At 38.1% G+C, this 25,959-nt stretch carries 26 protein-coding genes; 7 read left to right on the top strand and 19 right to left on the bottom strand.

Features of this window, described 5'->3' with window-relative positions; all coding sequences use genetic code 11:
• Nucleotides 1–2: 2 nt before the first annotated feature.
• From GGR42_RS01625 to GGR42_RS01595, 7 genes are all read right to left on the bottom strand, one after another.
• Nucleotides 3–1,208, bottom strand: coding sequence for a molybdopterin molybdotransferase MoeA (locus tag GGR42_RS01625; RefSeq protein ID WP_317169667.1), 1,206 nt, complete (start codon nucleotides 1,206–1,208; stop codon nucleotides 3–5).
• Complete coding sequence (locus tag GGR42_RS01620; RefSeq protein WP_167960197.1) at nucleotides 1,199–2,272, bottom strand: HesA/MoeB/ThiF family protein; 1,074 nt, start codon at nucleotides 2,270–2,272, stop codon at nucleotides 1,199–1,201. Before GGR42_RS01620 ends, GGR42_RS01625 begins: the two co-directional genes overlap by 10 nt.
• On the bottom strand, nucleotides 2,269–2,865 hold the full coding sequence (locus tag GGR42_RS01615) for an NTP transferase domain-containing protein (protein WP_167960195.1): 597 nt from the start codon (nucleotides 2,863–2,865) through the stop codon (nucleotides 2,269–2,271). The genes GGR42_RS01620 and GGR42_RS01615 overlap by 4 nt, the downstream gene beginning before the upstream one ends.
• A gap of 46 nt (nucleotides 2,866–2,911) precedes the next feature.
• Entirely contained in the window at nucleotides 2,912–3,895 is a 984-nt protein-coding gene (gene moaA / locus GGR42_RS01610; protein WP_167960193.1) for a GTP 3',8-cyclase MoaA, read from the bottom strand.
• Between the two features lie 14 nt (nucleotides 3,896–3,909).
• Nucleotides 3,910–4,155, bottom strand: coding sequence for a MoaD/ThiS family protein (locus tag GGR42_RS01605; RefSeq protein ID WP_167960191.1), 246 nt, complete (start codon nucleotides 4,153–4,155; stop codon nucleotides 3,910–3,912).
• A gap of 2 nt (nucleotides 4,156–4,157) precedes the next feature.
• Nucleotides 4,158–6,326, bottom strand: coding sequence for a xanthine dehydrogenase family protein molybdopterin-binding subunit (locus tag GGR42_RS01600; RefSeq protein ID WP_167960189.1), 2,169 nt, complete (start codon nucleotides 6,324–6,326; stop codon nucleotides 4,158–4,160).
• A gap of 80 nt (nucleotides 6,327–6,406) precedes the next feature.
• Nucleotides 6,407–6,871, bottom strand: a complete 465-nt coding sequence (locus GGR42_RS01595) for a (2Fe-2S)-binding protein (protein ID WP_167960187.1) — start codon at nucleotides 6,869–6,871, stop codon at nucleotides 6,407–6,409.
• Nucleotides 6,872–7,071: 200 nt separating this feature from the next.
• Between GGR42_RS01595 and GGR42_RS01590 the strand changes: the two genes are divergently transcribed.
• Complete coding sequence (locus GGR42_RS01590) at nucleotides 7,072–8,406, top strand: YfcC family protein (RefSeq protein ID WP_167960185.1); 1,335 nt, start codon at nucleotides 7,072–7,074, stop codon at nucleotides 8,404–8,406.
• Nucleotides 8,407–8,433: 27 nt separating this feature from the next.
• Here GGR42_RS01590 and GGR42_RS01585 read toward each other — a convergent pair whose 3' ends face one another.
• Both GGR42_RS01585 and GGR42_RS01580 read right to left on the bottom strand, forming a co-directional pair.
• A complete protein-coding gene (locus tag GGR42_RS01585; protein ID WP_167960183.1) occupies nucleotides 8,434–8,949 on the bottom strand; it encodes a flavodoxin domain-containing protein in 516 nt (171 codons plus the stop codon).
• A 257-nt stretch (nucleotides 8,950–9,206) separates the two neighbouring features.
• Nucleotides 9,207–10,145 carry a polysaccharide deacetylase family protein gene (locus GGR42_RS01580; RefSeq protein ID WP_167960181.1) on the bottom strand — a complete coding sequence of 313 codons (939 nt, stop codon included), beginning with the start codon at nucleotides 10,143–10,145 and terminating at the stop codon, nucleotides 9,207–9,209.
• Between the two features lie 145 nt (nucleotides 10,146–10,290).
• On the opposite strand from GGR42_RS01580, the gene GGR42_RS01575 reads away from it, so the two are divergent.
• Both GGR42_RS01575 and GGR42_RS01570 read left to right on the top strand, forming a co-directional pair.
• Nucleotides 10,291–11,385 carry a vWA domain-containing protein gene (locus tag GGR42_RS01575; protein ID WP_394352744.1) on the top strand — a complete coding sequence of 365 codons (1,095 nt, stop codon included), beginning with the start codon at nucleotides 10,291–10,293 and terminating at the stop codon, nucleotides 11,383–11,385.
• Between the two features lie 183 nt (nucleotides 11,386–11,568).
• Nucleotides 11,569–11,736 (top strand): hypothetical protein, encoded by a 168-nt coding sequence (locus GGR42_RS01570; protein ID WP_167960179.1) that lies wholly within the window; start codon nucleotides 11,569–11,571, stop codon nucleotides 11,734–11,736.
• Nucleotides 11,737–11,741: 5 nt separating this feature from the next.
• Here the strand turns inward: GGR42_RS01570 and GGR42_RS01565 are convergent, their stop codons facing one another.
• Genes GGR42_RS01565 through GGR42_RS01550 form a run of 4 tightly spaced genes read right to left on the bottom strand, consistent with a single transcriptional unit; the run spans nucleotide 11,742 to nucleotide 16,348 of the window.
• Nucleotides 11,742–13,208, bottom strand: coding sequence for a M14 family zinc carboxypeptidase (locus GGR42_RS01565; RefSeq protein ID WP_167960177.1), 1,467 nt, complete (start codon nucleotides 13,206–13,208; stop codon nucleotides 11,742–11,744).
• Nucleotides 13,208–13,867: a peptidoglycan recognition protein family protein gene (locus GGR42_RS01560; protein ID WP_167960175.1), complete on the bottom strand. Its 660-nt coding sequence runs from the start codon at nucleotides 13,865–13,867 to the stop codon at nucleotides 13,208–13,210. The genes GGR42_RS01565 and GGR42_RS01560 overlap by 1 nt, the downstream gene beginning before the upstream one ends.
• Before the next feature lie 5 nt (nucleotides 13,868–13,872).
• Nucleotides 13,873–15,384: an FG-GAP repeat domain-containing protein gene (locus GGR42_RS01555; protein ID WP_167960173.1), complete on the bottom strand. Its 1,512-nt coding sequence runs from the start codon at nucleotides 15,382–15,384 to the stop codon at nucleotides 13,873–13,875.
• A 4-nt stretch (nucleotides 15,385–15,388) separates the two neighbouring features.
• Entirely contained in the window at nucleotides 15,389–16,348 is a 960-nt protein-coding gene (locus tag GGR42_RS01550; protein ID WP_167960171.1) for a 2-hydroxyacid dehydrogenase, read from the bottom strand.
• Between the two features lie 120 nt (nucleotides 16,349–16,468).
• On the opposite strand from GGR42_RS01550, the gene GGR42_RS01545 reads away from it, so the two are divergent.
• The gene (locus tag GGR42_RS01545) at nucleotides 16,469–17,710 is read left to right on the top strand and encodes an Nramp family divalent metal transporter (protein ID WP_167960169.1); all 1,242 of its coding nucleotides are present in this window, start codon (nucleotides 16,469–16,471) and stop codon (nucleotides 17,708–17,710) included.
• 5 nt (nucleotides 17,711–17,715) lie between these two features.
• Here GGR42_RS01545 and GGR42_RS01540 read toward each other — a convergent pair whose 3' ends face one another.
• From GGR42_RS01540 to GGR42_RS01530, 3 genes are all read right to left on the bottom strand, one after another.
• Entirely contained in the window at nucleotides 17,716–18,846 is a 1,131-nt protein-coding gene (locus tag GGR42_RS01540) for an endo-1,4-beta-xylanase (RefSeq protein WP_167960167.1), read from the bottom strand.
• Between the two features lie 86 nt (nucleotides 18,847–18,932).
• Nucleotides 18,933–19,286: a DUF1801 domain-containing protein gene (locus GGR42_RS01535; RefSeq protein WP_167960165.1), complete on the bottom strand. Its 354-nt coding sequence runs from the start codon at nucleotides 19,284–19,286 to the stop codon at nucleotides 18,933–18,935.
• A gap of 63 nt (nucleotides 19,287–19,349) precedes the next feature.
• Nucleotides 19,350–20,441, bottom strand: a complete 1,092-nt coding sequence (locus tag GGR42_RS01530; RefSeq protein WP_167960163.1) for a Gfo/Idh/MocA family protein — start codon at nucleotides 20,439–20,441, stop codon at nucleotides 19,350–19,352.
• A gap of 240 nt (nucleotides 20,442–20,681) precedes the next feature.
• On the opposite strand from GGR42_RS01530, the gene GGR42_RS01525 reads away from it, so the two are divergent.
• From GGR42_RS01525 to GGR42_RS01515, 3 genes are all read left to right on the top strand, one after another.
• Nucleotides 20,682–21,623: a DUF6807 domain-containing protein gene (locus tag GGR42_RS01525; RefSeq protein ID WP_167960161.1), complete on the top strand. Its 942-nt coding sequence runs from the start codon at nucleotides 20,682–20,684 to the stop codon at nucleotides 21,621–21,623.
• A complete protein-coding gene (locus GGR42_RS01520; RefSeq protein WP_167960159.1) occupies nucleotides 21,620–23,167 on the top strand; it encodes a cupin domain-containing protein in 1,548 nt (515 codons plus the stop codon). Before GGR42_RS01525 ends, GGR42_RS01520 begins: the two co-directional genes overlap by 4 nt.
• Nucleotides 23,168–23,494: 327 nt before the next feature.
• A complete protein-coding gene (locus GGR42_RS01515; protein ID WP_167960157.1) occupies nucleotides 23,495–23,794 on the top strand; it encodes a GIY-YIG nuclease family protein in 300 nt (99 codons plus the stop codon).
• Between the two features lie 253 nt (nucleotides 23,795–24,047).
• Here GGR42_RS01515 and GGR42_RS01510 read toward each other — a convergent pair whose 3' ends face one another.
• The 3 genes from GGR42_RS01510 to GGR42_RS01500 form a co-directional block, all read right to left on the bottom strand.
• The gene (locus tag GGR42_RS01510; RefSeq protein WP_167960155.1) at nucleotides 24,048–24,527 is read right to left on the bottom strand and encodes a DM13 domain-containing protein; all 480 of its coding nucleotides are present in this window, start codon (nucleotides 24,525–24,527) and stop codon (nucleotides 24,048–24,050) included.
• Between the two features lie 362 nt (nucleotides 24,528–24,889).
• A complete protein-coding gene (locus GGR42_RS01505; RefSeq protein WP_167960153.1) occupies nucleotides 24,890–25,732 on the bottom strand; it encodes a 1,4-dihydroxy-2-naphthoyl-CoA synthase in 843 nt (280 codons plus the stop codon).
• Nucleotides 25,729–25,926, bottom strand: a complete 198-nt coding sequence (locus GGR42_RS01500; RefSeq protein WP_167960151.1) for a hypothetical protein — start codon at nucleotides 25,924–25,926, stop codon at nucleotides 25,729–25,731. The genes GGR42_RS01505 and GGR42_RS01500 overlap by 4 nt, the downstream gene beginning before the upstream one ends.
• Nucleotides 25,927–25,959: the final 33 nt, after the last annotated feature.

Below are 25,959 nucleotides of genomic sequence, written 5' to 3'. Positions count from 1 at the left end.
ATTTAAAGTATGCTGCGTGCAGCGATAAATGGGACAAGGTCACCAGCTTTATATGGGGTTGTTTTAGGGGCTAATTTTATAAATCCGTTGGATTTTACCAAACTGGTCAAGTCCCCAGAACCGTTTCCATGTATTATTTTCGCATATAATTTACCGTTTTTAATACCTGCTTCGGCACGTATAAAACGAGTTAAGTCACCACCAATGTTAATATCCTCTTTTAAAATTACATCAATTTTTGGAATGGGGAGTCCTAATGTTTTGTTAAACCAATCTTTAAAATAGATAGTATAGTTGGCAAATGTAGAAGCTGGATTGCCAGGGAAGGAAAAAACAACGGTTCCCAATTCCTTGTGCACACCAAACCAAAAGGGCTTTCCCGGCCTTTGCAATACTCTGTGAAAAACTTTTTGCACCCCCAAAGCTTGCAATGCATCCGGAATAAAATCATACTTTCCCTTGGAAACTCCTCCACTTAGAAGAAGGACATCATTTTCTTTTAATGCTATTTCCAATGATTGCTCAATCTTGTGTTTTTCATCCAATAAGTGCAATGAGCTAGGTAAAATCCCTTCTTCTTTAAGTGCGGAAGTTAATGTATGCATATTGGATTTTCTAATTTGGTGGGGCAATGGTGTTTCGTGCACATCTACTAATTCATTCCCAGTAGAAATCAAGGTTATTTTAGGTAGTTTTTTGACTAAAACCTCTGATTTTCCTACCGAAGCCAATACGCCAACCTCTGCAGCTGTAATCTTTCTGTTTTTATGGAGCACAACGGCTCCTTTCTTTTCATCCCCTCCTTGGTAGTGGATATTCTGCCCTAAAATGGGCGGTTTGATCACTGTAGCTTTGCCATCCTTTATGGCAATATGCTCGTACATAATCACCGTGTCGGTATTTTCAGGAAGCACAGCACCTGTCATAATCTCAAGACAGTCATAGCTATCATTTAATTTTGATTGCGGAGCCCCAGCGGCTAAAGTCCCTTGAATGGAATATTCCACCTGCCCTTTTTCAAAAGCTTTAAAATTAATGGCGATTCCATCTTTCGTGGAGCGATCATAAGGGGGGAAATCCCTATCCGCGACAATATTCTCTGCTAAAACCCGACCGGTAGCATTATTTAGCGATACCGCTTCATTGCCATAATTCTGACTATGGTCCAACACTTTTTTGTAGGCATTTTCAAATGAAATCATAGCCATGGGAACAATTCCAAATACGAGTTAATTCCCCCTGATACATTGAAAAACTCTCCATTCATTTTTTTTTGAAGCAATGTCACCGCTGTCTGACTACGTTTCCCAGATTGGCAAACAACATAGACAGGCAGGATACCGTCTATTTCCTTATAACGATCTTCCAGTTCATTCAATGGAATGTTTTTGCTTCCCGGCAAAGAATATGTTGCGTACTCCTTGGGTGTCCTTACGTCAATGAGTTGAAGTTCGGTATTGGAGGAAATAAGAGTTTGCAATTGGTCAGCACTTAGGTTCAAGATGTTTTCGCAATTGTCATTTCCATAGGTGTCCTGAAGTTTTAGAATGCTTAGGTTTTCTGTATTTAAATTAAAATTAATTTTTTGAATTGATTGATTTAAACCATTGTATATGAGTAATATGCCGCTTAAAACTTCACCTATTGATGTAACTAATTTAACAACCTCCAAAGCCTGTAGGTTACCAATGATTCCAGGGATAACCCCCAGCACTCCGTTATCGTTGCAATTTGGTATTTCTTTAACTGTGGGCATATTAGGAAACAAACATCGGTATGTGGGGCCACCTTGAAAATTAAATACACTTACTTGACCCTCAAAACCATGAAGTGCCCCATAAACAAATGGCTTTTTAAGAATAACACAGGCATCGTTTACCAAGTAGCGGGTGGGGAAATTATCCGAAGCATCCACTACCACATCAAACCCTGCTATTATCTCCAAAGCATTGTCTCGGGTTAAAAATGTATCAAAAGTCTTGAACTGGGTCCCTGAATTTTGTGCTTGTAATTTTTCCAAGGCCACCTCTAATTTCTGCCTCCCAATATCATTTTCAGCATATAAAACTTGTCGCTGTAAATTGGTTAGTTCCACCGTGTCCTGCTCAACCAGCCCTATGGTTCCCACCCCCATTGCGTTTAGGTATTGCAAGACGGGAATACCTAAACCTCCAACACCTATTACAAGTATACTGGCATTGGCAAGCTTTTGTTGCCCTTCTGCTCCAAACTCTTTTAGATTGGTTTGTCGTATGTATCGTTTTGTATTCAAACTGCTGCGAGTTTTTGTACTACCTGTTCATATTCTTCTTTGGAATTGGCATTGATAAGTACTTCGTCACTGTCTGGATAGACTATGGCAATCTCAGAATTTATTAAAAATTTTCTTGGACAAGTGCTTGTTCCGTTTTTAAGATGCTCAATGGATTCAATTAAACCTTTGGGTTCCCAAATTGCAGCCAAGGGTTCTGGAAGGCTACTTTTTTTAGTAGCGAAGGCTGTTGCATTTTTATTTTCTAACCTATTTGATATCAATTGTTTTAATGATTTTATATCAAGTAAAGGTATATCACACGCAATAACCAACCAGGCTACCTCTGGATATGCTTTATGGGCACTTAAAATTCCATTATATGGTCCTTTGTACTCATTTAAATCTTCAATAAAAGGTAAGGGTCTCGATAGTTCAACCTTTTGGTCAGAGCGAATGCTTATAAAAGTTTTATCGCAAACTTCACTTAGCAAATTGTAGAGATATTCTCGTTGGGGAATACCATGATACTTAATTGCGCCCTTGTCTTCCCCCATACGGGTACTTTTTCCACCTGACAATACCAATCCGTATAATTTAGAAATATCTTTCATAGTTGCAATAGATGTCTAGACCTCTCTCTACATGATAAATTATTAATTAACCACCAATGGAGGTCATGGAACTCTCAAAGACCGACTTGTGTTCCTTCTGTGCATCAAAGCCCGTTTTGGCACGGCTCCCAATAGCTTTCAATAATTCATTTTGGATATTTTCTTCTGCATTTTCACTACGCATAATATCCCTAAGATTTGTTTTGGGTTTTCCATACAAACAAGTGATTACATCACCCGTGGCAGAAATACGTAATCTATTGCAAGTGCCACAAAATGTACGACTAAAGGACGGTATTAAACCAAAAGTACCCACATGTCCTTTGATTTTATAATTTATTGAGGTAGATGTAGCTGGAGAAACTAACTTTTCTGTTTCTGGATATTTAGAAAGTACATGCTCCAGAATTCTTTTATAATCCCATTCAATGGTATTGAATGTTTTACTTCCTCCATTAAAGGGCATTTCTTCTAAGAACCTCACAGAAACATTGTAATGTTTCATTAGTTCTAAAATGGGTAAAATGTCTTGTGTGTTTTGATTTTGTAGTACAATAAAATTAATACGAACATTAAAACCTTCAGAAATTAATCGAATTAGATTGTTATGAACGGTGTCATACTCATCCCTGCGGGTAATACGCTCAAAAGTTTCCCTATTGATGGAATCCAAACTTACATTGACATTCTTAATGCCCAATTCCTTGAGTTCATCAATATACGGACCTATTAAAGTGGCATTGGTGGTAATGGAAATATCATTTAGACCATCAAGATGGGATAGGTGTTTTAATAACACCATTAAATCCTTGCGAACAAAGGGCTCTCCCCCTGTGATTCTAATTTTATCAATCCCCTGCCTTACAACTAATTCACTAAGTTTACATAGTTCTTCTATAGAGAACAATTTGTTATTCTTTGCAAAATTAATCCCTTCAGAGGGCATACAGTAATTACATCTAAGGTTGCAACGATCTGTTACGGCCAAACGTAAGTAATTAATGGTTCTATTGTGGTTGTCTATAAGCACAGATTTCTTTTTAATTACCCTCCACTAACTGGAGGAATCAAAGCTATTTCATCAAAGGTATCAATTTTTGTCTCATCCCCAGCGTAATTATTGTTCACAGCTACCGCCAACGAAGACAATTCTAGCAAATCTGGGTACGATTGCCCCAAATATTGTTTTAAACCGCCAACGGTTTTAGGAATAGTATTGTTTGATACGGGAATTGATAGGGATGAACTCCCAACAATATCCTTCGTAACACCAAAAAGTAGTATTGTCATATTTAACCTAATATTTCTTTTTTAGGTAAAGTTAATAATTCTGGATTTTTGGTGAAGGGTTGTCCATAGATTCTTTTTCCTGTTGCCGCTTTCATAGCATTAGCTACCGCTCCTGCCGCTGGCGGCAATGCAGGTTCACCCAATCCTGTTGGGGAATATTCGTTTTCAATAAAATGGCATTCCACAAGGGGGGCCTCTTTCATCCTGATCAACCGGAAGGTATCAAAGTTATTGGACAAAGGTTTTCCATCCTTAAAGGCTAAATCACCATACATTGCATGGCCTACCCCGTCAATAGCTCCACCTTCCAATTGGTTTAATGCACCCATTGGGTTCACTACGATTCCACAGTCCACCACGCAAGTGATTTTTTTAACCACTGGAGTCTCATTTTCTATTACAACATCCGCAACTTCTGCCACATGGCTGTTATGGCAATAGTAGCCCGCAAAACCTTGGTACACCCCTTCTTCTTTCTTGCCCCAACCTGATTTCTCCACTGCAACTTTTATTACATTTTCCAATCGCTCTGGGGAATACTGAATTCTGTCATCGGTGGTGCCTTTTACTTTTTGAAGCATATCCAAATGCAATTGAACCTGATCTACCTCCATTAATTCGGCCAGCTCACTAAAGAAACTTTGTTCCGCAGATGCCAAAAAATTGGTATATGGAGCCCTCCATGGTCCAGTGGAAATATCACTTTTATAATTGGCAACATCCACTTGGTAATTTTCAACGGCTCCCGCTGGAAAGAAATGGGGAATTAATCCATACATATTACTGTTAAAGGAAGCTTCTTTTAAATGGTAACCTGTTATCTCACCATTTTTTACCGCTGCCTTAAAACGGTATTTTATGGCCATGCGATATATACCACCTTCCATATCATCTTCCCTTGTGTACACCAATTTAATAGGCTTTTTTGTGATATTGGATACTTGTGCGGCTTCTATGGCATAATCCCCTATTAAACGTCTACCAAAACCACCCCCAATTCGGGTCATTTCCAGGCTAACATCAGCCTCATCTCTTTCAAGGATATCGGCAATACTTTTTGCAGTACGCTCTGGTGTTTGTATAGGACCGATCAATTCCACTTTATCCGCACTAACATCTGCAAAGAAATTCATGGGTTCCATGCAATTGTGAGGTAAAAAGGGAGATTCATAGGTCCGTTCCAAAACTTTATCTGCATCGGCAAAGGCCTTTTTAATATCTCCATCTGCCCGCATGGTATTAAACTCCTTACCATCTAAAAGTCCATCCAATATATCATTGTGATCTTCTGAGCTTTCCAGTTTTTTATCTTCCTTCCATTTTGCCTTTAATGCATTTTTACCCTTGAATGCCGTCCATGTATCCTTGGCCAATACGGCAATTTTATCATCAAACTGAACCACATCTACAACACCACTAATTGCTCGAGCTGCAGTATCATCGAAAGAATCCAATTTTTGACCAAATGCAGGGGGTCTTAAAACACAGGCATGTAGCATGCCTTCTCGTTTAAAATCCATTCCATACAAAGGTTTTCCAGTAACGATTTTGTCAATATCCACATTATGGGCATCCGTTCCTATAATTTTATAGTCTTTTGGTTTTTTAAGCTTTACTTTTTCAGGTATTTCAACCATCGCAGCTTCTTTCACAACATCCCCATATCCCAGGGTCTCCCCGTTTGCATTGGAAATAACACCCTCATTGGTTGTGCATTCCGATGGATCCACTCCCCATTTGGTTGCTGCTGCATTCACGAGCATCTGTCTTGCAGTGGCTCCAGTTTGCCTAAGGGCGTCCCATCCAAAACGAAGGGACTGACTTCCACCAGCTACTTGCCTTGTAAAGTTTTTGGTATCCAAAGGGGCTTGTTCCACAAAGACGTTTTTCCATGCTACATCCAATTCTTCGGCAATAATCATGGGAATGGCTGTTTTTATGCCCTGTCCTACTTCTGGATTTGGTGAAAAAATGGTTACCGCACCATTATCTGCAATTTTTATAAAGGCATTAAAATCGTTATAATCCAATAAGGATAAATCTATGGGGGGCGCCACATTGGGCTTACACGCATTAAACAGGTTAAACCCAATTAATAGACCACCACTGGCCAAGGACGAAGTTTTTATAAAACCTCTTCTACTGAATTCTATTGGTTTTGTTGTTGACATTTTATTTTTTTTAGGTCTTCCTTAGTGAAGGAAAACGGTTTGAGGAAAAGTTGTAATTGAGATATTCGTTCAGAAATGAATTACGACCCCATATTTTTAGAGGCAGTCTCTACCGCTTTATAAATACGGTTGTAGGATGCACATCTACAGATATTTCCGTGCATGGCACTTTTAATTTCATTCTCGGAAGGTGTTGGATTTTTTTCTAAAAAGGCCGACGCGGTCATAATCTGTCCCGATTGACAGTAACCACATTGCGGAACATCTATTTCCTTCCAGGCTTCCTGTACGGGATGGGAACCATCTTCGGAAAGACCTTCTATGGTTGTTATGGATTTTCCTTCTGCTTGGGAGGCCGTCATGGCACAGCTTCTTACAGCATTGCCATCTAGATGGACTGTACAAGCTCCGCATTGGGCAATACCACATCCATATTTGGTTCCAACAAGGTCCAAATGATCACGGAGTACCCAGAGCAGTGGAGTGTCTTCGCTAACATCCACACTTTTAGACTCCCCATTTACTTTTAATTGATACGTTGGCATAGTTTTATTTTTAGGTTGATAATTGATTTAGTACGTTTTGCAGCATCAAGTTACCAAAAAAACAAGCCGAATATTTTAATTTAACAGGGTATGGTTTTTTTTAACGTTTTCTTTTGAAAACTGGGCTAATAACTTACAAACTAATCCATTGGAGTTAAAAAAGAAAAAACTAAATTCACTATAACCAACCAACTAAACATATGAAAAAATTTCCCAATGCATTTGTCATTATCATTGCAGTTATTCTCTTGTCGTGGATTCTTACCTATATAATTCCCCAAGGAACCTATAAAAGGGTTGCAAATGAAGAATCAGGATTAATAGAAGTTGTCAATAATTCATATCAACGTATTAATATAGAGCATCTCTCGGCTTTCGATTTAATTTTGGCAATCCCAAGGGGCATTATTGGTAGAGCTGATATCATTGTATTGATTCTTTTACTTGGTGGTTGCTTTTATATTATAGAAAAGACCGGGGCCTTGTCCCAGGGTCTTGGTAAGCTTGTTGAGCTTTTAAAAGGTAAGGAAACACTCGCGTTAATTATAGTTTCAGCACTTTTTACCGCTGCTGGGGCTACCATTGGATTACAGGAAGAAGTAATTGCCATGACTCCCATTCTTTTGCTATTTGGGCGCAGTTTGGGCTATAACACATTTACAACTGTCTACATGAGTTATGGCTCTACGGTTGTGGGAAGTGCCTTTAGCCCCTCTAATCCTTTCGCTGTTATTATTGCACAGAAGGAAGCCGGACTACCCTTACTTTCAGGAAGTGAGTTCCGACTTATAGTTTTATTGGTAGCTTTTGTATTATGGGTATTATATCTTATTAACTACGGTAATAGGAATAGGGTTAAAAAGGAAGAAATGACTTCCGATAATCAATCAGTAAGCGGTAGAAATCAAATAATTCTTTTTTTGTTATGCATAACCTTTGGTGTAGTTACCTATGGAATGTTGGAACTGGAATGGGGATTTAATGAATTGTCAGCCTCCTTTTTTGCTCTAGGCATAATTTCTGGCCTAATTGGGAAACTAGGAGTTAACAAAACGGGTGAGACTTATGTTTCTGGATTTAAAGAAATGATTTTTGCAGCCATGATCATTGGTCTGGCAAACAGTATTTCATTGATTTTAAAAGAAGGTATGGTAATAGACTCTATCGTTTATGGACTTTTTGGTCCTTTAAAATCCTTTTCACCGGCCTTTTCTGGTGTTCTTATGATGATTTCCCATGTTATATTGCATTTTCCCCTTCCGAGCTATTCAGGTCAAGCCGTAATGACCATGCCCATATTAGTTCCTCTTTCGGATTTAATAGGCATGTCCAGACAAACTTGTGTTTTGGCCTATCAGTACGGTGCGGTAATGGCAGATATGATTGTACCCACAAATGGGGCATTGATGGCTGTTTTGGCCATAAACGGTATTTCGTATAACAAATGGTTCAAATTTGCCATAAAACCAACGCTCTTGATTCTGCTAATTGGCGCAATAGCTATTGTTGCTGCAGTTACAATGGGCTATAGGTAAGCACTTAATAAAATTGGCATATTAAAATTAGGTTGAAACTTTGTTTAATTTAAATTGCTCAACTAGTTTTATAATTGGAGCGATACTGGATTTATCCATATAATCAAACCCTTCCATCTCTTCTTTTTTGGCTACAGGGTCAGGATTTTTCATACCCGCAATGATTAACATTAGTCTATCAAACAAAGTAAGTTCTTTTGGTATCTGCCTTCCTCGTAAAGCAACATGATACATTTTTGAAATAAAGCTTTTTGGTAGACTATTTGTAATCCAATCACTTAGCTTTGGGCCTGCCGGAGCACCTGATACACTGAAAAAAACGATTGGTTTGCCCTCAAGAACTGATAAATTTCTTTTTACCCACTTTTGAATTAAAAGTTTGTAATATATAACTGGACTGCCTATTATTAAAAAATCATATTTTGCAGGATCCGCGTTATGGTCTTTAGTATTAAATACAGGTAGACCTGTTGCTTCACTTACCCAATTTGCATATTCCGCCGTACTTCCATACTTACTTGCATAAAAAATTGCACCATTCATATATCGAGTTTTTTAAGCTATTTGGAGGGAAAGCAATCCAATCAAACAAAAAGTAAAACTTTCGGCTACATGTACACTTTGGTTCCAATTAAGTTATAAAAGTATTTATACCCCATAGGAAGTACAATGATTTTAATCATCTTATGGATATTAGCTGGTAAATTAGTACGAAGTACTGGAAAGTCAATGTTTCCAAGCTTCCTCTATATAAAATATGGGGTGGAAAAAATTAGCAACCCGTATGCTTAAAAAAATAACTATTTATCTGCCCGGACTATTTTATCCCTTAACTCCTTCCAGGTGACCAATACAATGCCTTGTTTTTTTATAAGGGCGCCACATTTCTCACTTGTAAAGAAGTCAAAATCTGCTTGTCTCCATTTTGCTCCCCAATAGGGATGATTTACGGTGACAGCTTTCATTTCATCATCATCATAGGCCAAATGAAGAATTAGAAAATTTAAACCAGGTTCCAGAGTAGTAAGCACATTGGTGTAAAACTCTTCCATACCTGCATCGAAGGTTGCTGGTGATGCGGATAAAATCTTATCTGCCAGTACCGTATTTGGTCCTAAAAGTTTTTGTATAGCGTCATTTGGAATATCATAGACTCTTTTATCCATTAATACTGGCAAACCATATTCCTTCCCAATTCTCATATACGCCTCCAAATAATCAGGTCTGCTCATGGCCGCACCCATATGTCCGTCCAAGTGCGTCACATTAATACCCGCTTTATACGCCTTTTTTACTTGGTTACGCAACTCTATTTCAACTTCTTGGGCGGTTCCCTGCATTTGAAGACTATCCACCGAAGAGAAAAAATACCCGTCTTTGTTGACCAAACCAGGAACAGAATCTTTGGAAGAGACCGGTCCCCATTTATAAAAATCCCATTCACTGTTTAGGGTAAGGTGCAAACCAAAATCTACATTTTGGTTCTTGCGGGCATAGGCCGCAATTTCTGGGAACCAAGGACAGGGTACCATAATACTGGCCGAATTTACAGGGCTGTTCTCCAAAGCCTTTATGCTTGCCCTATTCTGGGAATTGGCAACCCCTAGGTCATCCCCATGGATAATCAATAGTTTTGCATCTTTGGAATATCCCAATCGTTCTGCAATATTTAGATTTTGTGCACAAAGTATATTCCCTAGAAAAGAAAATGAACAGAGAAATAAAATTGATTTTTTCATAATATATGGGTATGGGTCAATTATTTACAGTTTTTGAAGCTACAAAAATTGAATTTGGGATTAACATAGTTTAACATAGTTTTTTATACTCCGCATACTAATACTAGTGTTTGAACGTTTTTCGTGAAGAACTGAAACACATATTATGATGATGATGAGATTTTTAAAACCCCTATTTTTTGTTAGTATTCTTGCGTTGGTATTTTCCTGTGGAAATGCAGATGACGATGTAAGTCTCGATTTAAACCTTGGAGGTCTGGGAAAAGGAAAGCCAGTGGACGACTGTCTTAATTTAGGCGAAAGCGATTTGGTGTTGTCCATACAAGAGCAGTTCACTACCCTACCGGGGAAAGTATCTATCTTTTTTAAGGTTTCCGATGTAGAGGGGAATCCAGTTTCTGGATTAACGGCCAATCAGTTTACCATATACGAGCAAGGAAGAAATGATGATTGTTTTAACACCATTTCTTCTTCAGAATCTTTGGCACGTATATCCCCAAGATCACAAATTTTTAATCAGAACACCTTATTGGTACTCGATTTAAGTAATAGTGTACTAAGCGGTAGTTTGGATGAATTAAAAACTGCATCTGTAAGTTTTATAGATAATGTAATGCCAGATGTTACCGAGGAATCTTTTAAAATGGCCATATATTGGTTTGATGGGGAGGATGAACTTCATTTATTAAATGAATTGAGTTCCTCAAAAGAGGAGTTGGTTTCAGCAATCGAGGGCATCACTACCGACATAAGTAATGACCCATCGACCGATTTATATGGCGCTGTAATAAAGTCGACCAATATTGCCGAGGAACTAATCAAAACAAATACAAACAATGATATCATCGGGGCCGCTTCCGTTGTGATTTTTACGGATGGTACAGACCAAGCGTCTCGCTATACACAGAGTGCAGCTCTTAAAAAGGTAAATGATGCCAATCCCAACATATCGTTCTTTAGCATTGGTCTTGGTGCTGAAATAGATACACAGGTTTTAACTGAAATTGGAAAGACCTTTAGCGTTTTTGCCGGCAATAAAGAAGAATTGGAAACAACCTTTAACGATATTTCTTTCCGAGTTTCGCAGCAGGCAAATAGTTTTTACTTGTTTGAGTACTGCAGCCCTAAACGTGATGGTAGTGGAGAGAACAATTTGGCCATTCAGGTAACCAAAGGCAGTATGCAAGGTGCTGTACAAACCAAATTTAATGCTACTGGTTTTACCGGAGGATGTGAATAGGTTATCGTTTAAAAAATATAAAAGGGCTACTTATTTAAGTAGCCCTTTTTTTTATTGTCAAAACTCAAAGTAGGGTTTTTGGCCCGGTAATTGTTTTATATACAACAAACCATAAAACCAAGTTGCTTTCAACTTACATCCTAAAAGCTAAAAACTGAATGTTTAACTCAAAAAGAAAAAGTCATGGATGTATTAAACGAAATTATTCAAAACAGCGCAATAGGAAGTCTTTCCAAGGTATATAAAAGTATCGTATTGCTATTATTTTCAACCATAGTTGCCGTGTTAATGATTATGTTGGTATATGTAATCCTAAACGGTTCCCAGTTAACTTTTAATTTTGGGTATTAATCTGGTTATCTGATTATCAGAGCATTTTTAAAATTATTTTTATCTGATTTTAAATCAATTAGAAACCCGTTGAGTACGGCATGCGTTAAGATGCCATTTTTTTCCAAGAAGAATGTAGGGTTGATGCCTACCTCTAAATAAAGTTCTGGTTGTTCAAAATCCGGATTTACAAGATGCATTTGAAGGTTGGAAGCAACCATTTTCATTGGAATGTTTTTAACCTTTAAATAGGCATACCCTAATTTTAAAAGGGAAGAAATGTCCAATTTTGATAGGTCGTTCATAGAGGATATAACTTCTGGATATACTTTCCCAACCTTAATCTTATAATCTTTGGCATCCAAGTTTTCATATCCATAATACGTGGATAAATCTCCTTGGTCCATGATTCTACTGCTGTAATAAAAATCGGAATGGTTTTCATTGTCTACTTCCAACCGTTGTATGCCCAAGTCTATAACATACTCATTCCCTTTAAGTTCATAAGTGGCTCCTTCTATTTTTAAATCAAACAATTTTCTATCGTTTTGGGGAATCTTTTCATAATCCCCATGAGGTATGTTTTGGTAACTTTTGTTGGCAATAGTGTATAGGGCAGAAAGTATGGAAACATAGTTCAATTTTCTAATTTCTTGTTTTTCCACATCGTTGGCATATCCTCCAGACTCAATTAAAATAAGGCTTGTGCCCCATTTGGCAATATTGTCTCCAAATGCCCTTGGCTCAAAATCATCACTATATCTACCAACCTGTCCCGGTGCATACTTTTGAATGATGTCGTTCATAAAAACAATGACCTGCATGGCCTTTATGCGAACATCATTAATGTCCTTTTCATAGTTGTAGGCTGTTGCCAAATAGGAAATAGTTGCAGGTTTACTGGTTAATTCCGCATTGTAATACGTACTTTGGTCATGAAGATTAAACCCGAAATCCGCATTTAAACTATCTCTTATTTTCTTTAAAGTTTGCCCTTCTGGTGATTGTAAACGCAATGCATCCCGATTGATATCTATTCCCAAATGGTTCCTTCTTTGAAATACCTCTGCTCCATCAGGATTTAACATGGGTAAGAAATGGAGGGTAAGATTTTCTAGAATCTGTTTTTTCTCATCCTTAAAATCTGGACTGTCCAAAAAGTTTAGAATATCAAAAATCGCCTGTGTTGCCGTTGGCTCATCCCCATGCATTTGTGACCATAGGAAGACATTTGTTTTTCCAGAACCCATACTGATAAGTGATAGGCTCCTTCCTTCAATGGACTCCCCTACTTTTTGAACCTTAAACTTAGGATTTGCAGCATATTTTAGAATCAAAGGTTGAATATCCACATGTTTTATTCTCCGCTTTCCAATAGAAACTTCCCTGTATTGCCCATACGTATCATAAAGATCAGTAGTAATATCCTTTTCCTGACCATAAAGGGTAAGTGTTAGTAGTAAACTTAAGATTGATAAAAAAGTATTCTTCATTATGGTTTTATTGGTGTCTGTTTAAAATTATGTTTTTTGTTGGCCTGTTTTACTTTTTCCAAGAAATCTTTTCCTGGATCTGTTTTTGTGGTTCTATACCCTTTATCCTTTTCTAACCAAAGTTCGTGCCCTACAAAATTAGTGTACTCATAGTGCCCTATAAGATACTCAATATCATATTTGTTGGAGAGATAGTCTACCAACCAAATATTGGCTTCCAATTGTTTTTTTGTTAGGGGTGTATTTTCTGTTCCACCCACATTCTCTATTCCTATTGCAGTATGATTAAGGCCAATTACGTGCCTCGCCATAAGGGTTTCTGGCATTTGGCGATATATGGTTCCATCTTGATCCACTAAAAAGTGAGAAGATACATTTAGTGCTCCGGCACTCTTTATGTCTGGACGTGTGTTGGGAAGTTTGGAAGGATTAAATGCATCGAACGAATCTTTTAAGGTTGGGATAGCCGTCCAGTGCAACACAATCATCTTAGGATCTATTTCTGGGGTATCTTGTTCCAATCCATATCGTTCTGATAAATATTCTAAACTCAAAATTTTTCGTTCTTCATCAAAAACAATGGGTTTATCCACTATTTCCTTGGTAATACCACAGGAAACAAAAACTATTGTAAATAATAAAAGGGTAGCCTTTTTCATCACTTTTAATTATTTAATTCATTTTCCAATACCATTAGATCCACATTTTTTTCATTCCAAAAATCTACCATTTCCTTTATTACAGGGCCAAATGGATAGGTAAAGGAACTTAAAATTATGTCCTCATCTCCGTCTTCATCTATATCCGCCACATCCATTAGAAACCATTTCCCTAAATTGGAATCCTTAAACGTATAGGTTTTAAAGGAGAAGGACTCCCCTACCTCATTTTCCAAATAGACAAAGGAGAATTCTGGGTTGTTTTCATAATCGGGAAACGAGGCAATTAATCCAAAATCAAAATCCCCATCTTGGTCAAAATCCCGTGCAACAACCCTGGTTGCTCCATTTAGTGGATAAAAATAAGATTCCTTAAACTCATTTTCTCCATTGTTTATGTGGATTCTCATTCCATGATATGGTTTATGCACGTATGAATCATCTGCATTGTCCCCATTTACCACTACAATATCCATGTCTCCATCACCTTCGTAATCAATCATTTCAAACCAGCTGCTTCCATATACCGGACTGTACCTAATTGCTTTTTCAATTTTAAAGTTTAGGTCGTCCTGTTGATATAAAATTGTAATTCCTTCGTCCCCTTGGCCCGTTAACACCACTAGATCTTCTCTCCCATCTTTATCCATATCCATGGGTACAACCTTTATTGCCCCCGGCTGATTTAATATTGTTTTCTTTTGGTATTGTCCGGTTCCATTACTTGTCAACAATGCAAGTTCCCCCTTTAAATTACCATATTCGCAGACTACAATTTCATCTGTACCGTCTTTGTTTAAATCCAGAACCAAAGTATTCACAGGTCTATGAAATACATCATGAACAGGATTCATTTGGCCATTTTTTATGTTAAATATTCTCCCCGATACCATATCAGAGGGAGTTAAAATGCCTATAGAAGTAACAAAATACTGGTTTTCTTTTCTAGAAAAGGATGTAATGGGCGAACCCACTTGGCCTAGAACCTTTGTTTGCTTTTCCATGAAATCATAGGTAAGCATTTGTCCACTAACTGTACCAAGCTCCAGTTTTTTAGAATCTTCGGAGTAGTTCATAAAAGTAAAATAAGAACCAGGAACACTATCCAAAGTTATTGGTTTTGGTTTGAAACGAGTCAACTCCTCCGAGTGCCTCTCAAGGTCATTTGGCAAACTATCAGGCGCTAAGGCAAGGACATATTCCTTTAGCATGGCCCAGTCCTCTAGCGGCATTATGGGTTGTGACGGATATAATCCGGTGGCAATGATGACACTTTGTTCCCCAAAAGGCAAACCGGCATAAGGGCTATATCCATTTTCCCTAATCCCCAATCTCGCTCCCATTTCTGGCAGTATGGCCTTTTCCCATATACCCTTGGGCAAATCTTCAATGTTTGGTGCAATGTGACAGCTGGCACAGTACGTTTTGTATAGATTTTCCCCTGTTTTTTCTTTTTTGGGAGCACATGAAAGTATTAAAGTAATTAATAAGTATACGGGATAGTACTTCTTTGACATATTTTTAATTGATTTGGTATGGTATCTTTTCGCCTTTATAATACGCAACTAGGTTTTGCGCGGCAAATAATGACATTCTATTTCTTGCTTCTACAGTAGCAGAACCTATGTGGGGTAAAACAGCAACATTTGCCATGTTTAACAAAGGGTTGTCTGTTTTCATTGGCTCTGGATTGGTTACATCCAATCCAGCACCCCATATTTCATTGTTTTCTAATGCTTCAATTAAATCAGCTTCATTATGGACACCTCCTCTAGAGGTGTTAATAAAGATTGAACTTGTTTTCATTTTCTTAAAAGCGTTGGCATTGAACTTTCCTTTGGTTTCTTCTGTTAGGGCACAATGAAGAGATATAACATCACTGTTTTGCAAAAGCTCTTCAAAACTTACTTTACGTGCGCCCAATTCCTTTTCGGCTAGTTCATTTTTTGAACGATTGCAGTAGATTACATTCATACTATAAGCCCCTTTGCACCTCTTGGCAAACTCCATCCCTATGGTCCCCAATCCAAAAATACCTACAGTTTTGTTCTTAAGCTCGAAACCTAAATTTGCTTGAGGTCTAAAATGTCCCCATTTCCCATCTGCTATGGTTTTGTGCATGTAGAACATTTTACGGGAAGTAGCTATCATTAATCCAAAAGCTGTATCAGCAGTGGCATCGGTCATAGCATTGGGTGCATTTGCAATGGGGATCCCCATTTTTGTGGCTGCTGGGACATCAATATTGTCATACCCCGCTGCATATTGCGAAATAATTTTTAAGTGCTTGTTGTTATTTAAAAATGCTGCGTCAATTGAATAGTTGCTGGTGGATAGTAAAGCATCATATTTCTTGGCTTCCATGTTCAGTTCTTCGGCGGTCATAGGCAGGTCATGTGTCCATTTGGTAACCTCTATCCCTTCGCTTTTCATTAAATCGATTCCTGTATTGGGAATGTTAAGACAGACCAGTACTTTCATATTAAAAAATTATCCTATAAAGTAAAGATAAAAGGCTAAAGAATGAAAACGGAACTCTAATTTAATTTTTATTAGTACTTTCCTGCTACAAACCAAACACGATAACTAACTGCCAATCAAATGAATACTTTAAAAAAACTCTTTAAATCCCTCTTGCCGGGAATTTTTCTTTTTGGATTTACTGTGGGGACAGGTAGTGTTACCGCTATGGCAAAGGCGGGTTCCGATTATGGCATGTCCCTTTTATGGACTATTTTCCTTTCCTGTGCAATTACTTATTTCCTAATTAACCTTTTTGGTAAGTTTACTTTGGTAAGTGGATATACTGCTTTAGAGGCCTTTAAGAAATACATTCATCCTGGAATAAGCATCTTTTTTATAGTTACCCTTACTGCACATGTCTGTGGTAGTGTTATTGGGGTAATGGGCATTATTTCTGATGTGTGTTTTGAGTGGTCCAAGAACTATGTGGATGGTGGCATTTCCCCTATTTGGTTTGCTCTTCTTTTTATCACCATAGTATACTTAATTTTTTGGATAGGAAAAACCAGTGTGTTCCAAAATGTACTAGCCTTCATTGTAGGGATTATGGCTATCTGCTTTTTAATCAATTTTTTTATTTTAATGCCGCCTTTAGGTGATATTTTAAAAGGGTTTATTCCTAAGGTTCCCGAAACAGGTCCAGGGGGAAATGCCTTTTTGGTCATTGCATCCATGGTTGGGACCACTGTTTTTTCTGGACTGTTCATTCTACGTACTACTTTGGTAAAAGAAGCTGGCTGGACAATGGAAGATTTAAAAACTCAAAAAAGGGACGCTATGTTTGCCGGGGTAATGATGTTTGTGGTGAGCGCCTCTATTATGGCAGCTGCCGCAGGCACCCTGTATCTTCAGGGCACCACTTTGGAAAATGTTTCTGAAATGATTACTCTTTTGGAACCAATGGCCGGCTCTTTTGCCGTTGCCATTTTTGCCATAGGCCTTATTGCTGCCGGCGTTTCTTCACAATTTCCAAATGTGGTGTTGTTACCGTGGATGTTGGATGATTACCATCAGCGCAAATCCAATATGAAAAGAACCAGTTATAGGATCATTGTATTGTGTATTTCTCTTTTGGGATTAATAGTGCCCATTTTTAATGCCAAACCTATTGCGGTAATGATAACCTCCCAGGCTTTTGGAGCCTTGGTGTTGCCCGTTACAGTTCTATGTATTCTATTTATGGGCAACAAAAAGAAGCTCATGAAAGAATATAAATTTAATGGACTTACTAATTTAATCTTGGCAGCCATTTTTGTGTTTGCCGTAATTATGAGCTATATGAGCTTTACGGGGATTGTTGCAACCTTAAAAGCTTTATAGTACTGCTATTCTTTGTTTTCTTTTAGGGCCATTACACTTTCATACGCTTTTTTAGGCTGATTGTTTCTATCAAAAAGTAAGCAATAGTTTGTACGTCCCCTAGCTGGAAAGTTATTTTTCCATGAGTCCCCATCGTTTACACCCCAAAGGGTAACCCTACTTATTTTGTCTGAGTGTTTTAAAAACAATTTGAATAGATCCTCATAGCGTTTTGCCAATGCCACATTAATAGAATCTGGCAAGCCATTAACATATGGGTTGTTCTGGGCATCTATCTCTGCTCTTTGACTTATATCCGCACCTTCTACATTTCTTGGATTGGGAAGTACATCAATATCCAATTCCGTAATGGCCACTTTAACTCCCAAGGCAGCATATTCTAAAATACTGGTTTCAATTTCCTCTAAAGAAGGAGAATCTAAATGCCAATGTCCTTGCATACCTATTCCGTCTATCTTGGCACCACTTTCTTGTATTTTTTTAACCATTTCAATGACCCCTTTTCTTTTTGCTTCCCCCGTCATACTATAATCATTATAGTATAAATCCGCTTGTGGGTCTGCCGCGGCGGCCAGCTTAAACGACAATGGCAAATAATCTTCACCCAATACATTCAAGAAAACAGATTTTCTTAGTGAACCATCTCCTTCAACAGCTTCATTGACCACATCCCAACTATCCAATTTTCCAGCATATCTGCCAGCGATGGTGTTAATATGGTCGGTCATTGCCGAAACCATTTCAGTACTATCTTTAATTCCATAGAAGAAGGAAGAAAGTTGACTGTGCCATATTAAGGTATGGCCATGAACTTTAGCTCCATTTTTTTCAGCTAAGGCAAATAGTTTGTCGGGCATTTCAAAATTAAAAGTGTCCTTTGCAGGGTGAATGTGCATGGATTTCATGATATTTTCAGCTGTATAGCTATTAAATTCTCTAGCAATCAAGGCATTTTGAACACTATCTTCTTCATTTATTTGTCTTCCGTTAAGTGCTGATCCAATTAGAAAATCATTTTCGTAGGATGCTTTTAAAGAAGGTATTTCTTCCTCTACAACCGCTACCGTTTTCTCCTTACAAGAAGTATAGGTAATTAGTGCTATGGTTAGTACTACAAGTGTTTTAAATGCTTTCATGATGGTGGTTTTATTTGTTTTGGAAATCGATTGCGTAATATGTATAAAACTACAAAAATATACCAAACAATATTTTTAAAATTTGTTTAATTGCTCTTGTTCTTGATGAAATCCAGTGCCTCATTCATGATTTCATGAATATCTGCCACTGGTAAGTCCTTGTTTGGGTCCACAGGGAAAACTTTCATTCTAGCACGTGTACCTGTTTCCAACTTTGGGTGGTTAAGATGCTTTCCTTCCACCATAAGAAAATAGGGTTCACGACTCTTTTTGTCCACCCATAAATAACAAAACACCTTGGTTTTATATACAAAGCAGGGCATTCCATATTTGGTTGTTTCAGTTATCTCCCGGTCATAGCCAAGCACAAGATCCCGCATTGCCAATAGGCAGCTTTTGTTTGGCTCCTCTTTGGTAAGGTAGAAATTAGTTGTGTGCATTAATTCTTGGGTACCTATTTAAAGCATTAAGGGCAACTAAACAATATTAAAAATAATTTTTAATTAAATGGTTACCCGTTCTCCATTCTTTGAAGCGGATTTCTGTATGGCCTCCACCACTTTTATGTCCAATAAACCTTCTTCTCCGGGAACAAGGACATTGTTTGGGTCTCCACTAAGAATAGCCAAAGCATCATCATCCATTTGTCTAGCTTGCTGGTTTCCTTCGGATGGGTTTAGTATTTTTCCATCACTCGTAGTTCCTTTAACTCCTGAATAACTTTGAAAAGGTTTTAGCTCATATGACCCATTTTCACAAATAGTATGCAACATTCCAATATTTGCTGCAAAAGTGGCTTTACAAGCAGCTGTTATTTCATTAGGGAATTCAAGATTAAATACGGTAGTTTCATCCGCATCAAAAATATGGGAACGTGTATTGCTTTGTATGGCACTAACGGCTATGGGTTCCAGTCCTGTAACATAACGTGAAGCGTTTAGGGCATACACACCCATATCGAACATGGCACCGCCTCCATATTCCTTGCGTATTTTCCAGTGCATAGGGTCATTTGCGCCATTATGGAATCCTGTTTCTGAAAATACATGTTTAATGGTTCCGTAAGGTTTCTCTGTTGCCCATTTGGTTATTTTTTGTGTAACAGGCTCGTGCTGCAATCGATAACCAATAGTTAATTGCACCTTATTTTTCTTGCAGGCATCAATCATTATTTGGCAATCTTCTACAGTAGTAGCCATTGGTTTTTCGCACCAAACATGCTTGCCTGCATTGGCAGCTATTAATGTATATTTTTTATGTAATGTGTTTGGGAGTACAATGTAGACTACATCTATTTCGTCATTATTTGCCATCTCGTGCATGTTCTCATAATTGTAGATGTTCTTATCTTTTAAACCATACTTTTCTTTCCAAACAGGTATTTTTTCTGGACTGCCCGTTACTATTCCCTTTAGTTCACAATTTTCTGTCAATTGCAAAGCAGGGGATAATAAATCTCTACTGTAGTATCCCAGGCCCACTAATGCAACACCCAGTTTTTTCTTCTGTATGGGTATTGAAAACGCGGTAAGGGGCAAAGAACTTGCGGCTACCAATAATCCAGACTTTTTAATAAAGGTTCTTCTATTTTCCATGAGGTTTTGGTTGATTATTTCTAATATTCAACAAGTTATGAAAAAGGTATGTTGGTTTTAACAATCGATTGCATTTTAACGTTCTTTTAGAATTTTATGAAATAAAAAGCCTGATATTTATATCATTAAGTACCTTGTGTAATTCTGACAGCGCTTTTTTTCGAAGAGGAATCCAGGAGATTTATAATAGATTTCTTTCGAAATAATCTTTTATATTTAAATAACCAAAACCCATTCCTAGTGAAGCCTTTATTTCTGATATTTTCTCTCTTTTTGCTTGTTTTGGTTGGATGTAAGTCCAACCCGGTAAGTTCCATTAAAGAGAATGGGGCCTTGGTGATGAAGATTAAAAAAAAGCCTGTGTTGTCCTATCAATTTACAACCTATAAGGCACCAAAAGGTGTTGACCCTGCCTATGCCAGGAGTGGTTTTATACATCCCTTAAAAACCTTGAACGGACATACCTTGACCCAGATTCAGCCCAAAGACCATTACCACCATTATGGTATTTGGAACCCTTGGACGCAAGTACTCTTTGAGAACGATACCATTGATTTTTGGAATATTGGAGGAAAACAAGGGACAGTCCGTTTTGCGGGTTTTACAGAGGAATCAAAAAATAGTTATAGTGTCCTGCACGAACATGTGGTCCTTAAAAATGGAAAGGACAAGGTTGCTTTGAACGAGGTACAAACGTTAACAATCAATCCTCTTTCTGAAAACCAATACACTATTGATTTTACCTTAGAATATAGTTGTGCCGCGGACAGTCCCTTTAAAATACTGAAGCACCGCTATGCTGGTTTTAGCCTAAGGGCAACAGAAGAGTGGAATGCAACAAATAGCGAAGTTATTTCATCAGAAATAAATACAAGAGATGAGATTGATGGTACAACGGGAAAATGGTGTTTGGTTCAAGGAGAACTGGGAGATGATTATGGTGGGGTACTCCTCCTCTCCCACCCTAACAACTATAACTTTCCAGAACCTTTACGGGTCTGGCCAGAAGCAAATCATGACGGATTTATATTTATAAATTTTGCACCGACCAAAACTACGGATTGGTTGCTACAACCTAAACAAACCTATATTTTAAAATACAGACTCGTAGTAAACAGCAAAAAAATAACCCGTGAGGAAGCGGATTCGCTTTGGGACACATATCAAGAAACTATAAAATGAAACACTTAAGACAATTCTCAGTAGTATTATTTTGTTTGGGCATTACAATACTTAAAGCCCAAGATGATTATGAACATGGGCCCAATTCATGGAGTTATGAAGGCATCCCAAAAGGAGTGGTCACAAAATATTCGTGGGAAAGTACAGTTTTTGCCAATACCATAAGAGATTACTATGTGTATGTGCCTGCACAGTACGATGCCTCTAAACCAGCTGCCTTGATGGTCTTTCAAGATGGCCATTCCTATGTAGATCCAGATGGGGATTTTAATGTTCCCGTAGTTTTTGATAATTTAATTGCCCAAGGAAAAATGCCCGTGACGATTGGATTGTTCATAAACCCTGGGCATGATAAATCTGCACCCGCAGCAGAAAGCCCATGGCGCGTGACCAATAGAAGCTTTGAATATGACGATGTTACGGGACTGTATGGTGATTTTCTCTTAAAAGAAATGATTCCTGAGTTAAAGAAGGATTATACTATTTCTGATGACCCAAAAATGAGGGCTATTGGTGGCTTGTCATCCGGTGCCATTTGTGCCTTTTCCGTAGCATGGTTCCATACGGACTCCTTTCAAAAGGTACTAAGTCATTTTGGAAGCTATACAGATATTAGAGGAGGGCATAACTATCCCCCCATGATTCGTAAAAACGACAAAAAGGATATTAAAATATTCATGGAGGATGGTTCCAATGATTTGGATAATGAGTATGGTAATTGGTGGTTGGCCAACCTACAGATGGAATCTGCCCTTACCTATAAGGATTACGAACATATATTCATAGCTGGAAATGGAGGGCATAATGGCAAGCATGCAGGTTCTATTCTACCAGAGTCTTTGGAATGGCTTTGGAGCGATAGGGTCCCTAAAAAAGTAGAGGCCAAAGTATATTCTTTGGAAGAAGATGAGTTAAGCTCTGTTTTAATTAAGGGAGAAACCAATCATTTTAATGATATGGTATTCAATATTAACTATCTATCAAAAGCAGAAAAGAAAACACTTTACAATACCAAAAAGGAACAGATACTCATTGTTAAGGAAGGGGATTTAAAAGTAAATGTAAATGGAATTTCAAAAACAGTTGGCCCTAATAGTGTAATGCTTGTATTGCCTGGAGATACAGGGGAAATAGAGATTTTATCGGACAAGGCCAGCTATTATCAAATGACCTATTCCTCGGATGATATGGATTTGGCAAGGGGAAAAGAAGAGGGCTCCGCTATTTATAATTTTGAGGAGATCGAATTCAAAGAGCATGACAAAGGCGGAATTAGAAATTATTTCCACAGAAAAACGACTATGTGTCCTTATTATGAAATGCATGTGACCAATTTAAATGGCGGTATTAAAAGCCACGAACCCCATACCCATGGAGCAGCGGAAATCATTCTTATGATCAAGGGGGAAACAGAAATGGAAATAGGAAACAAAAAGTACCAGGCCAAAGCAGGGGATGTATATTATGCGTCTTCAAATATTCCCCATGCCATTAGAAATTTAGGAGATGAGCAAAGCATGTATTTTGCTTTTCAGTGGGATTGAGGTTTTGGAAAGAGATTTCTCCCTTTGGTTGGAATTACGTTATGGAGATTTCTCGCATTCGCTCGAAATGACCAGCAGTGGTTCAATAGTCATTTCGACAGAGCCTGAAAGTGCGACGAGAAATCCAAGAGAACAAGGTTGAGATTTCTCACTGTGTTCGAAATGACACAAAGAAACCCAAGGTCATTTCGAAGGAGGAAACGACTGAGAAATCTAAAAGAACAAAGTTGGGATTTCTCCTTACAGTCGAAATGACAAAAAAATGTACTTAGTCATTTCGAACCGAGTGTAGCGAGCGTGAGAAATCTAAAATCCTTATATTTAAAAATGCTGCATTCTTTCTTTGTTTATATAGTCACAAATGAAAACAAAACAACTCTTTACATTGGAGTGACCAACAATATTCAAAGGCGGCTTTCACAGCATTATTTTGATAGTAAAAACCAAAAGATATCCTTTGCTGGCAAATATAATTGCTACCATTTGATATACTATGAAGGATTTGAAAGTATAAAAACTGCTATTCTCAGGGAAAAGGAACTTAAAAAATGGCGTAGGGAGAAAAAGGATAATCTGATTAATTCCTTTAATCCTGATTGGGAATTTTTGAATCAAGAAGTTATATAGGTAGATTTCTCGCATTCGCTCGAAATGACTGCAAAGAAACCCAAGGTCATTTCGAAGGAGGAAACGACTGAGAAATCTAAAAGAACAAGGTTGAGATTTCTCGCATTCGCTCGAAATGACAAGCAGTGGTTCAATAGTCATTTCGACAGAGCCTGAAAGTGCGACGAGAAATCCAAAAGAACAAGGTTGAGATTTCTCGCATTCGCTCGAAATGACTGCGGAGAGATTTCTCACTGCGTTCGAAATGACAGGATTACTCTAAAACAGCATACCCAAAATTCACGGAAAAGGGCACACACCATACCATAATAACATTGTGGGTCCCAAAATCTATAGTGTTGGGCAGTTCATAAGTAAAATCCCCTTCCAATCCCTGTAGTCCACCTAAGGAAACATATTCATCGGCATTGGTATTGGAAGCAATGTACAATTCCAAGGAAGGACCATCGTCCGATTTAAAATTGGTCAAGGTCAATAGGGTCATATCCTCATTTATGGTTACCGATCCACTGGTAGGATGAGCGCCATCCATAAATTCCCCCATTAGGGCCATAGAGGATTCCTCTTCCTCTTCCATCATATCCTCCTCCATCATCTCTTCTTCCTCTTCTTCCATGACCATTTCCATTTCTTCTTCCTCTATAATTGCCATTTCCTCCTCTTCTTTTATATCGGTGCTAGAGCAAGAAACCAAAAAAACAAGTAAAACAGATAGTAAGTACACGTATTTCATAATCCAATTTCTTTAGATATTACACAAAGATACTGGTCAAATATCACAAAAAGATCACCACACAACATTTATGGGCAGGTTCACAACAATAGTTTTCTTTTAGCCTATGCTGAATATATATTTACAGTGTAATAAAAAAGAAGTTAATTTTTTCATTTTCATATAGTGTTCTCGTAAAAGAGTCTTGTCTTAATTGATAAGACTCTTTTTAGTTTGGGGTATCCCCAAATTTCTTCCAAGAAGTGCTGTTGTATATCATATGGGAATGCCGCTGCATTCCACATAGGATGCGGAATCCACTAATGCGGTATTGACTCCTGCTTTCTCAGGAACGGTACAGAACTTTTAACCCTATTTGCTTTTTACGGAATCCAATTATCTTTTCCAAAGTTGGGCTTACGCTTTTCCAAGAAAGCGTTCCTACCTTCTTTGGCCTCTTCTGTCATATAGGCCAAACGTGTAGCTTCCCCTGCAAATACCTGCTGCCCTACCATACCATCATCGGTAAGGTTCATGGCAAACTTTAGCATTTTTATGGATGTTGGGGATTTTTCCAATACTTCTTGTGCCCATTGGTAGGCGGTATCCTCCAATTCCTCATGGGGAACCACGGCGTTTACCATACCCATTTCATAGGCCTCTTGTGCAGAATAGTTCCTGCCCAAAAAGAAAATTTCACGGGCTTTCTTTTGTCCCACCATTTTTGCCAAGTAGGCAGAACCATACCCGCCATCAAAACTGGTGACATCTGCATCTGTTTGTTTAAAAATGGCATGTTCCTTACTGGCAAGGGTCATGTCGCACACCACATGGAGGCTATGGCCACCACCTACGGCCCAACCTGGCACCACGGCAATAACCACTTTGGGCATAAAACGGATCAATCGTTGTACCTCCAAAATATTGAGCCTGTGCATACCATCTTCACCTACATAGCCTTTGTGTCCCCTAGCCTTTTGGTCACCCCCACTGCAAAAGGAATACACTCCGTCTTTTGTGGACGGCCCTTCCGCTGAAAGTAATACCACGCCTATGGACGTATCCTCTTGTGCATCATAAAAAGCTTTATAGAGTTCGCTGGTGGTCTTTGGTCTAAAGGCATTGCGCACATTGGGCCTATTAAAGGCAATACGTGCCACGCCGTTGCACTTTTTATAGGTAATATCCTCAAATTCCATGGCAGTCTGCCAGTTGGGTGATTTCATGCTAGTTTATTTTGAATGACAAAGTAACGGAATTTAGACAAAAACTGGGCAATGCCCAGCTTATCAAAATCTATAGTATTGAGGGTTAAGAACTTTGGTGTATCTTTAGGCATACCCCCTTTATTTTTATTCGGAAAAGCTAATTTTTTTACAATAACTGAATGTGCCTTTGCAGATAAGTCATTTTTGTCCATATAAAATTTATATCTAATTCATTGTTAGTCATT

This window comes from Saonia flava (assembly GCF_011927795.1).
GTDB lineage: Bacteria > Bacteroidota > Bacteroidia > Flavobacteriales > Flavobacteriaceae > Saonia > Saonia flava.
Note: the sequence above shows the minus strand (reverse complement) of the source record. Positions and strands in the feature narration are given on the sequence as shown.

Bases quoted from the DNA above. Each gene is read 5' to 3' on its own strand.
- GGR42_RS01605 (WP_167960191.1), bottom strand. From the start codon at position 4,155: ATGACAATACTACTTTTTGGTGTTACGAAGGATATTGTTGGGAGTTCA.
- GGR42_RS01585 (WP_167960183.1), bottom strand. From the start codon at position 8,949: ATGAATGGTGCAATTTTTTATGCAAGTAAGTATGGAAGTACGGCGGAA.
- GGR42_RS01515 (WP_167960157.1), top strand. From the start codon at position 23,495: ATGCTGCATTCTTTCTTTGTTTATATAGTCACAAATGAAAACAAAACA.
- GGR42_RS01510 (WP_167960155.1), bottom strand. From the start codon at position 24,527: ATGAAATACGTGTACTTACTATCTGTTTTACTTGTTTTTTTGGTTTCT.
- GGR42_RS01580 (WP_167960181.1), bottom strand. From the start codon at position 10,145: ATGAAAAAATCAATTTTATTTCTCTGTTCATTTTCTTTTCTAGGGAAT.
- GGR42_RS01615 (WP_167960195.1), bottom strand. From the start codon at position 2,865: ATGAAAGATATTTCTAAATTATACGGATTGGTATTGTCAGGTGGAAAA.
- GGR42_RS01555 (WP_167960173.1), bottom strand. From the start codon at position 15,384: ATGTCAAAGAAGTACTATCCCGTATACTTATTAATTACTTTAATACTT.
- GGR42_RS01550 (WP_167960171.1), bottom strand. From the start codon at position 16,348: ATGAAAGTACTGGTCTGTCTTAACATTCCCAATACAGGAATCGATTTA.
- GGR42_RS01545 (WP_167960169.1), top strand. From the start codon at position 16,469: ATGAATACTTTAAAAAAACTCTTTAAATCCCTCTTGCCGGGAATTTTT.
- GGR42_RS01535 (WP_167960165.1), bottom strand. From the start codon at position 19,286: ATGCACACAACTAATTTCTACCTTACCAAAGAGGAGCCAAACAAAAGC.
- GGR42_RS01560 (WP_167960175.1), bottom strand. From the start codon at position 13,867: ATGAAAAAGGCTACCCTTTTATTATTTACAATAGTTTTTGTTTCCTGT.
- GGR42_RS01600 (WP_167960189.1), bottom strand. From the start codon at position 6,326: ATGTCAACAACAAAACCAATAGAATTCAGTAGAAGAGGTTTTATAAAA.
- GGR42_RS01625 (WP_317169667.1), bottom strand. From the start codon at position 1,208: ATGGCTATGATTTCATTTGAAAATGCCTACAAAAAAGTGTTGGACCAT.
- GGR42_RS01540 (WP_167960167.1), bottom strand. From the start codon at position 18,846: ATGAAAGCATTTAAAACACTTGTAGTACTAACCATAGCACTAATTACC.
- GGR42_RS01565 (WP_167960177.1), bottom strand. From the start codon at position 13,208: ATGAAGAATACTTTTTTATCAATCTTAAGTTTACTACTAACACTTACC.
- GGR42_RS01530 (WP_167960163.1), bottom strand. From the start codon at position 20,441: ATGGAAAATAGAAGAACCTTTATTAAAAAGTCTGGATTATTGGTAGCC.
- GGR42_RS01575 (WP_394352744.1), top strand. From the start codon at position 10,291: ATGATGATGATGAGATTTTTAAAACCCCTATTTTTTGTTAGTATTCTT.
- GGR42_RS01595 (WP_167960187.1), bottom strand. From the start codon at position 6,871: ATGCCAACGTATCAATTAAAAGTAAATGGGGAGTCTAAAAGTGTGGAT.
- GGR42_RS01570 (WP_167960179.1), top strand. From the start codon at position 11,569: ATGGATGTATTAAACGAAATTATTCAAAACAGCGCAATAGGAAGTCTT.
- GGR42_RS01590 (WP_167960185.1), top strand. From the start codon at position 7,072: ATGAAAAAATTTCCCAATGCATTTGTCATTATCATTGCAGTTATTCTC.
- GGR42_RS01520 (WP_167960159.1), top strand. From the start codon at position 21,620: ATGAAACACTTAAGACAATTCTCAGTAGTATTATTTTGTTTGGGCATT.
- GGR42_RS01505 (WP_167960153.1), bottom strand. From the start codon at position 25,732: ATGAAATCACCCAACTGGCAGACTGCCATGGAATTTGAGGATATTACC.
- GGR42_RS01500 (WP_167960151.1), bottom strand. From the start codon at position 25,926: ATGGACAAAAATGACTTATCTGCAAAGGCACATTCAGTTATTGTAAAA.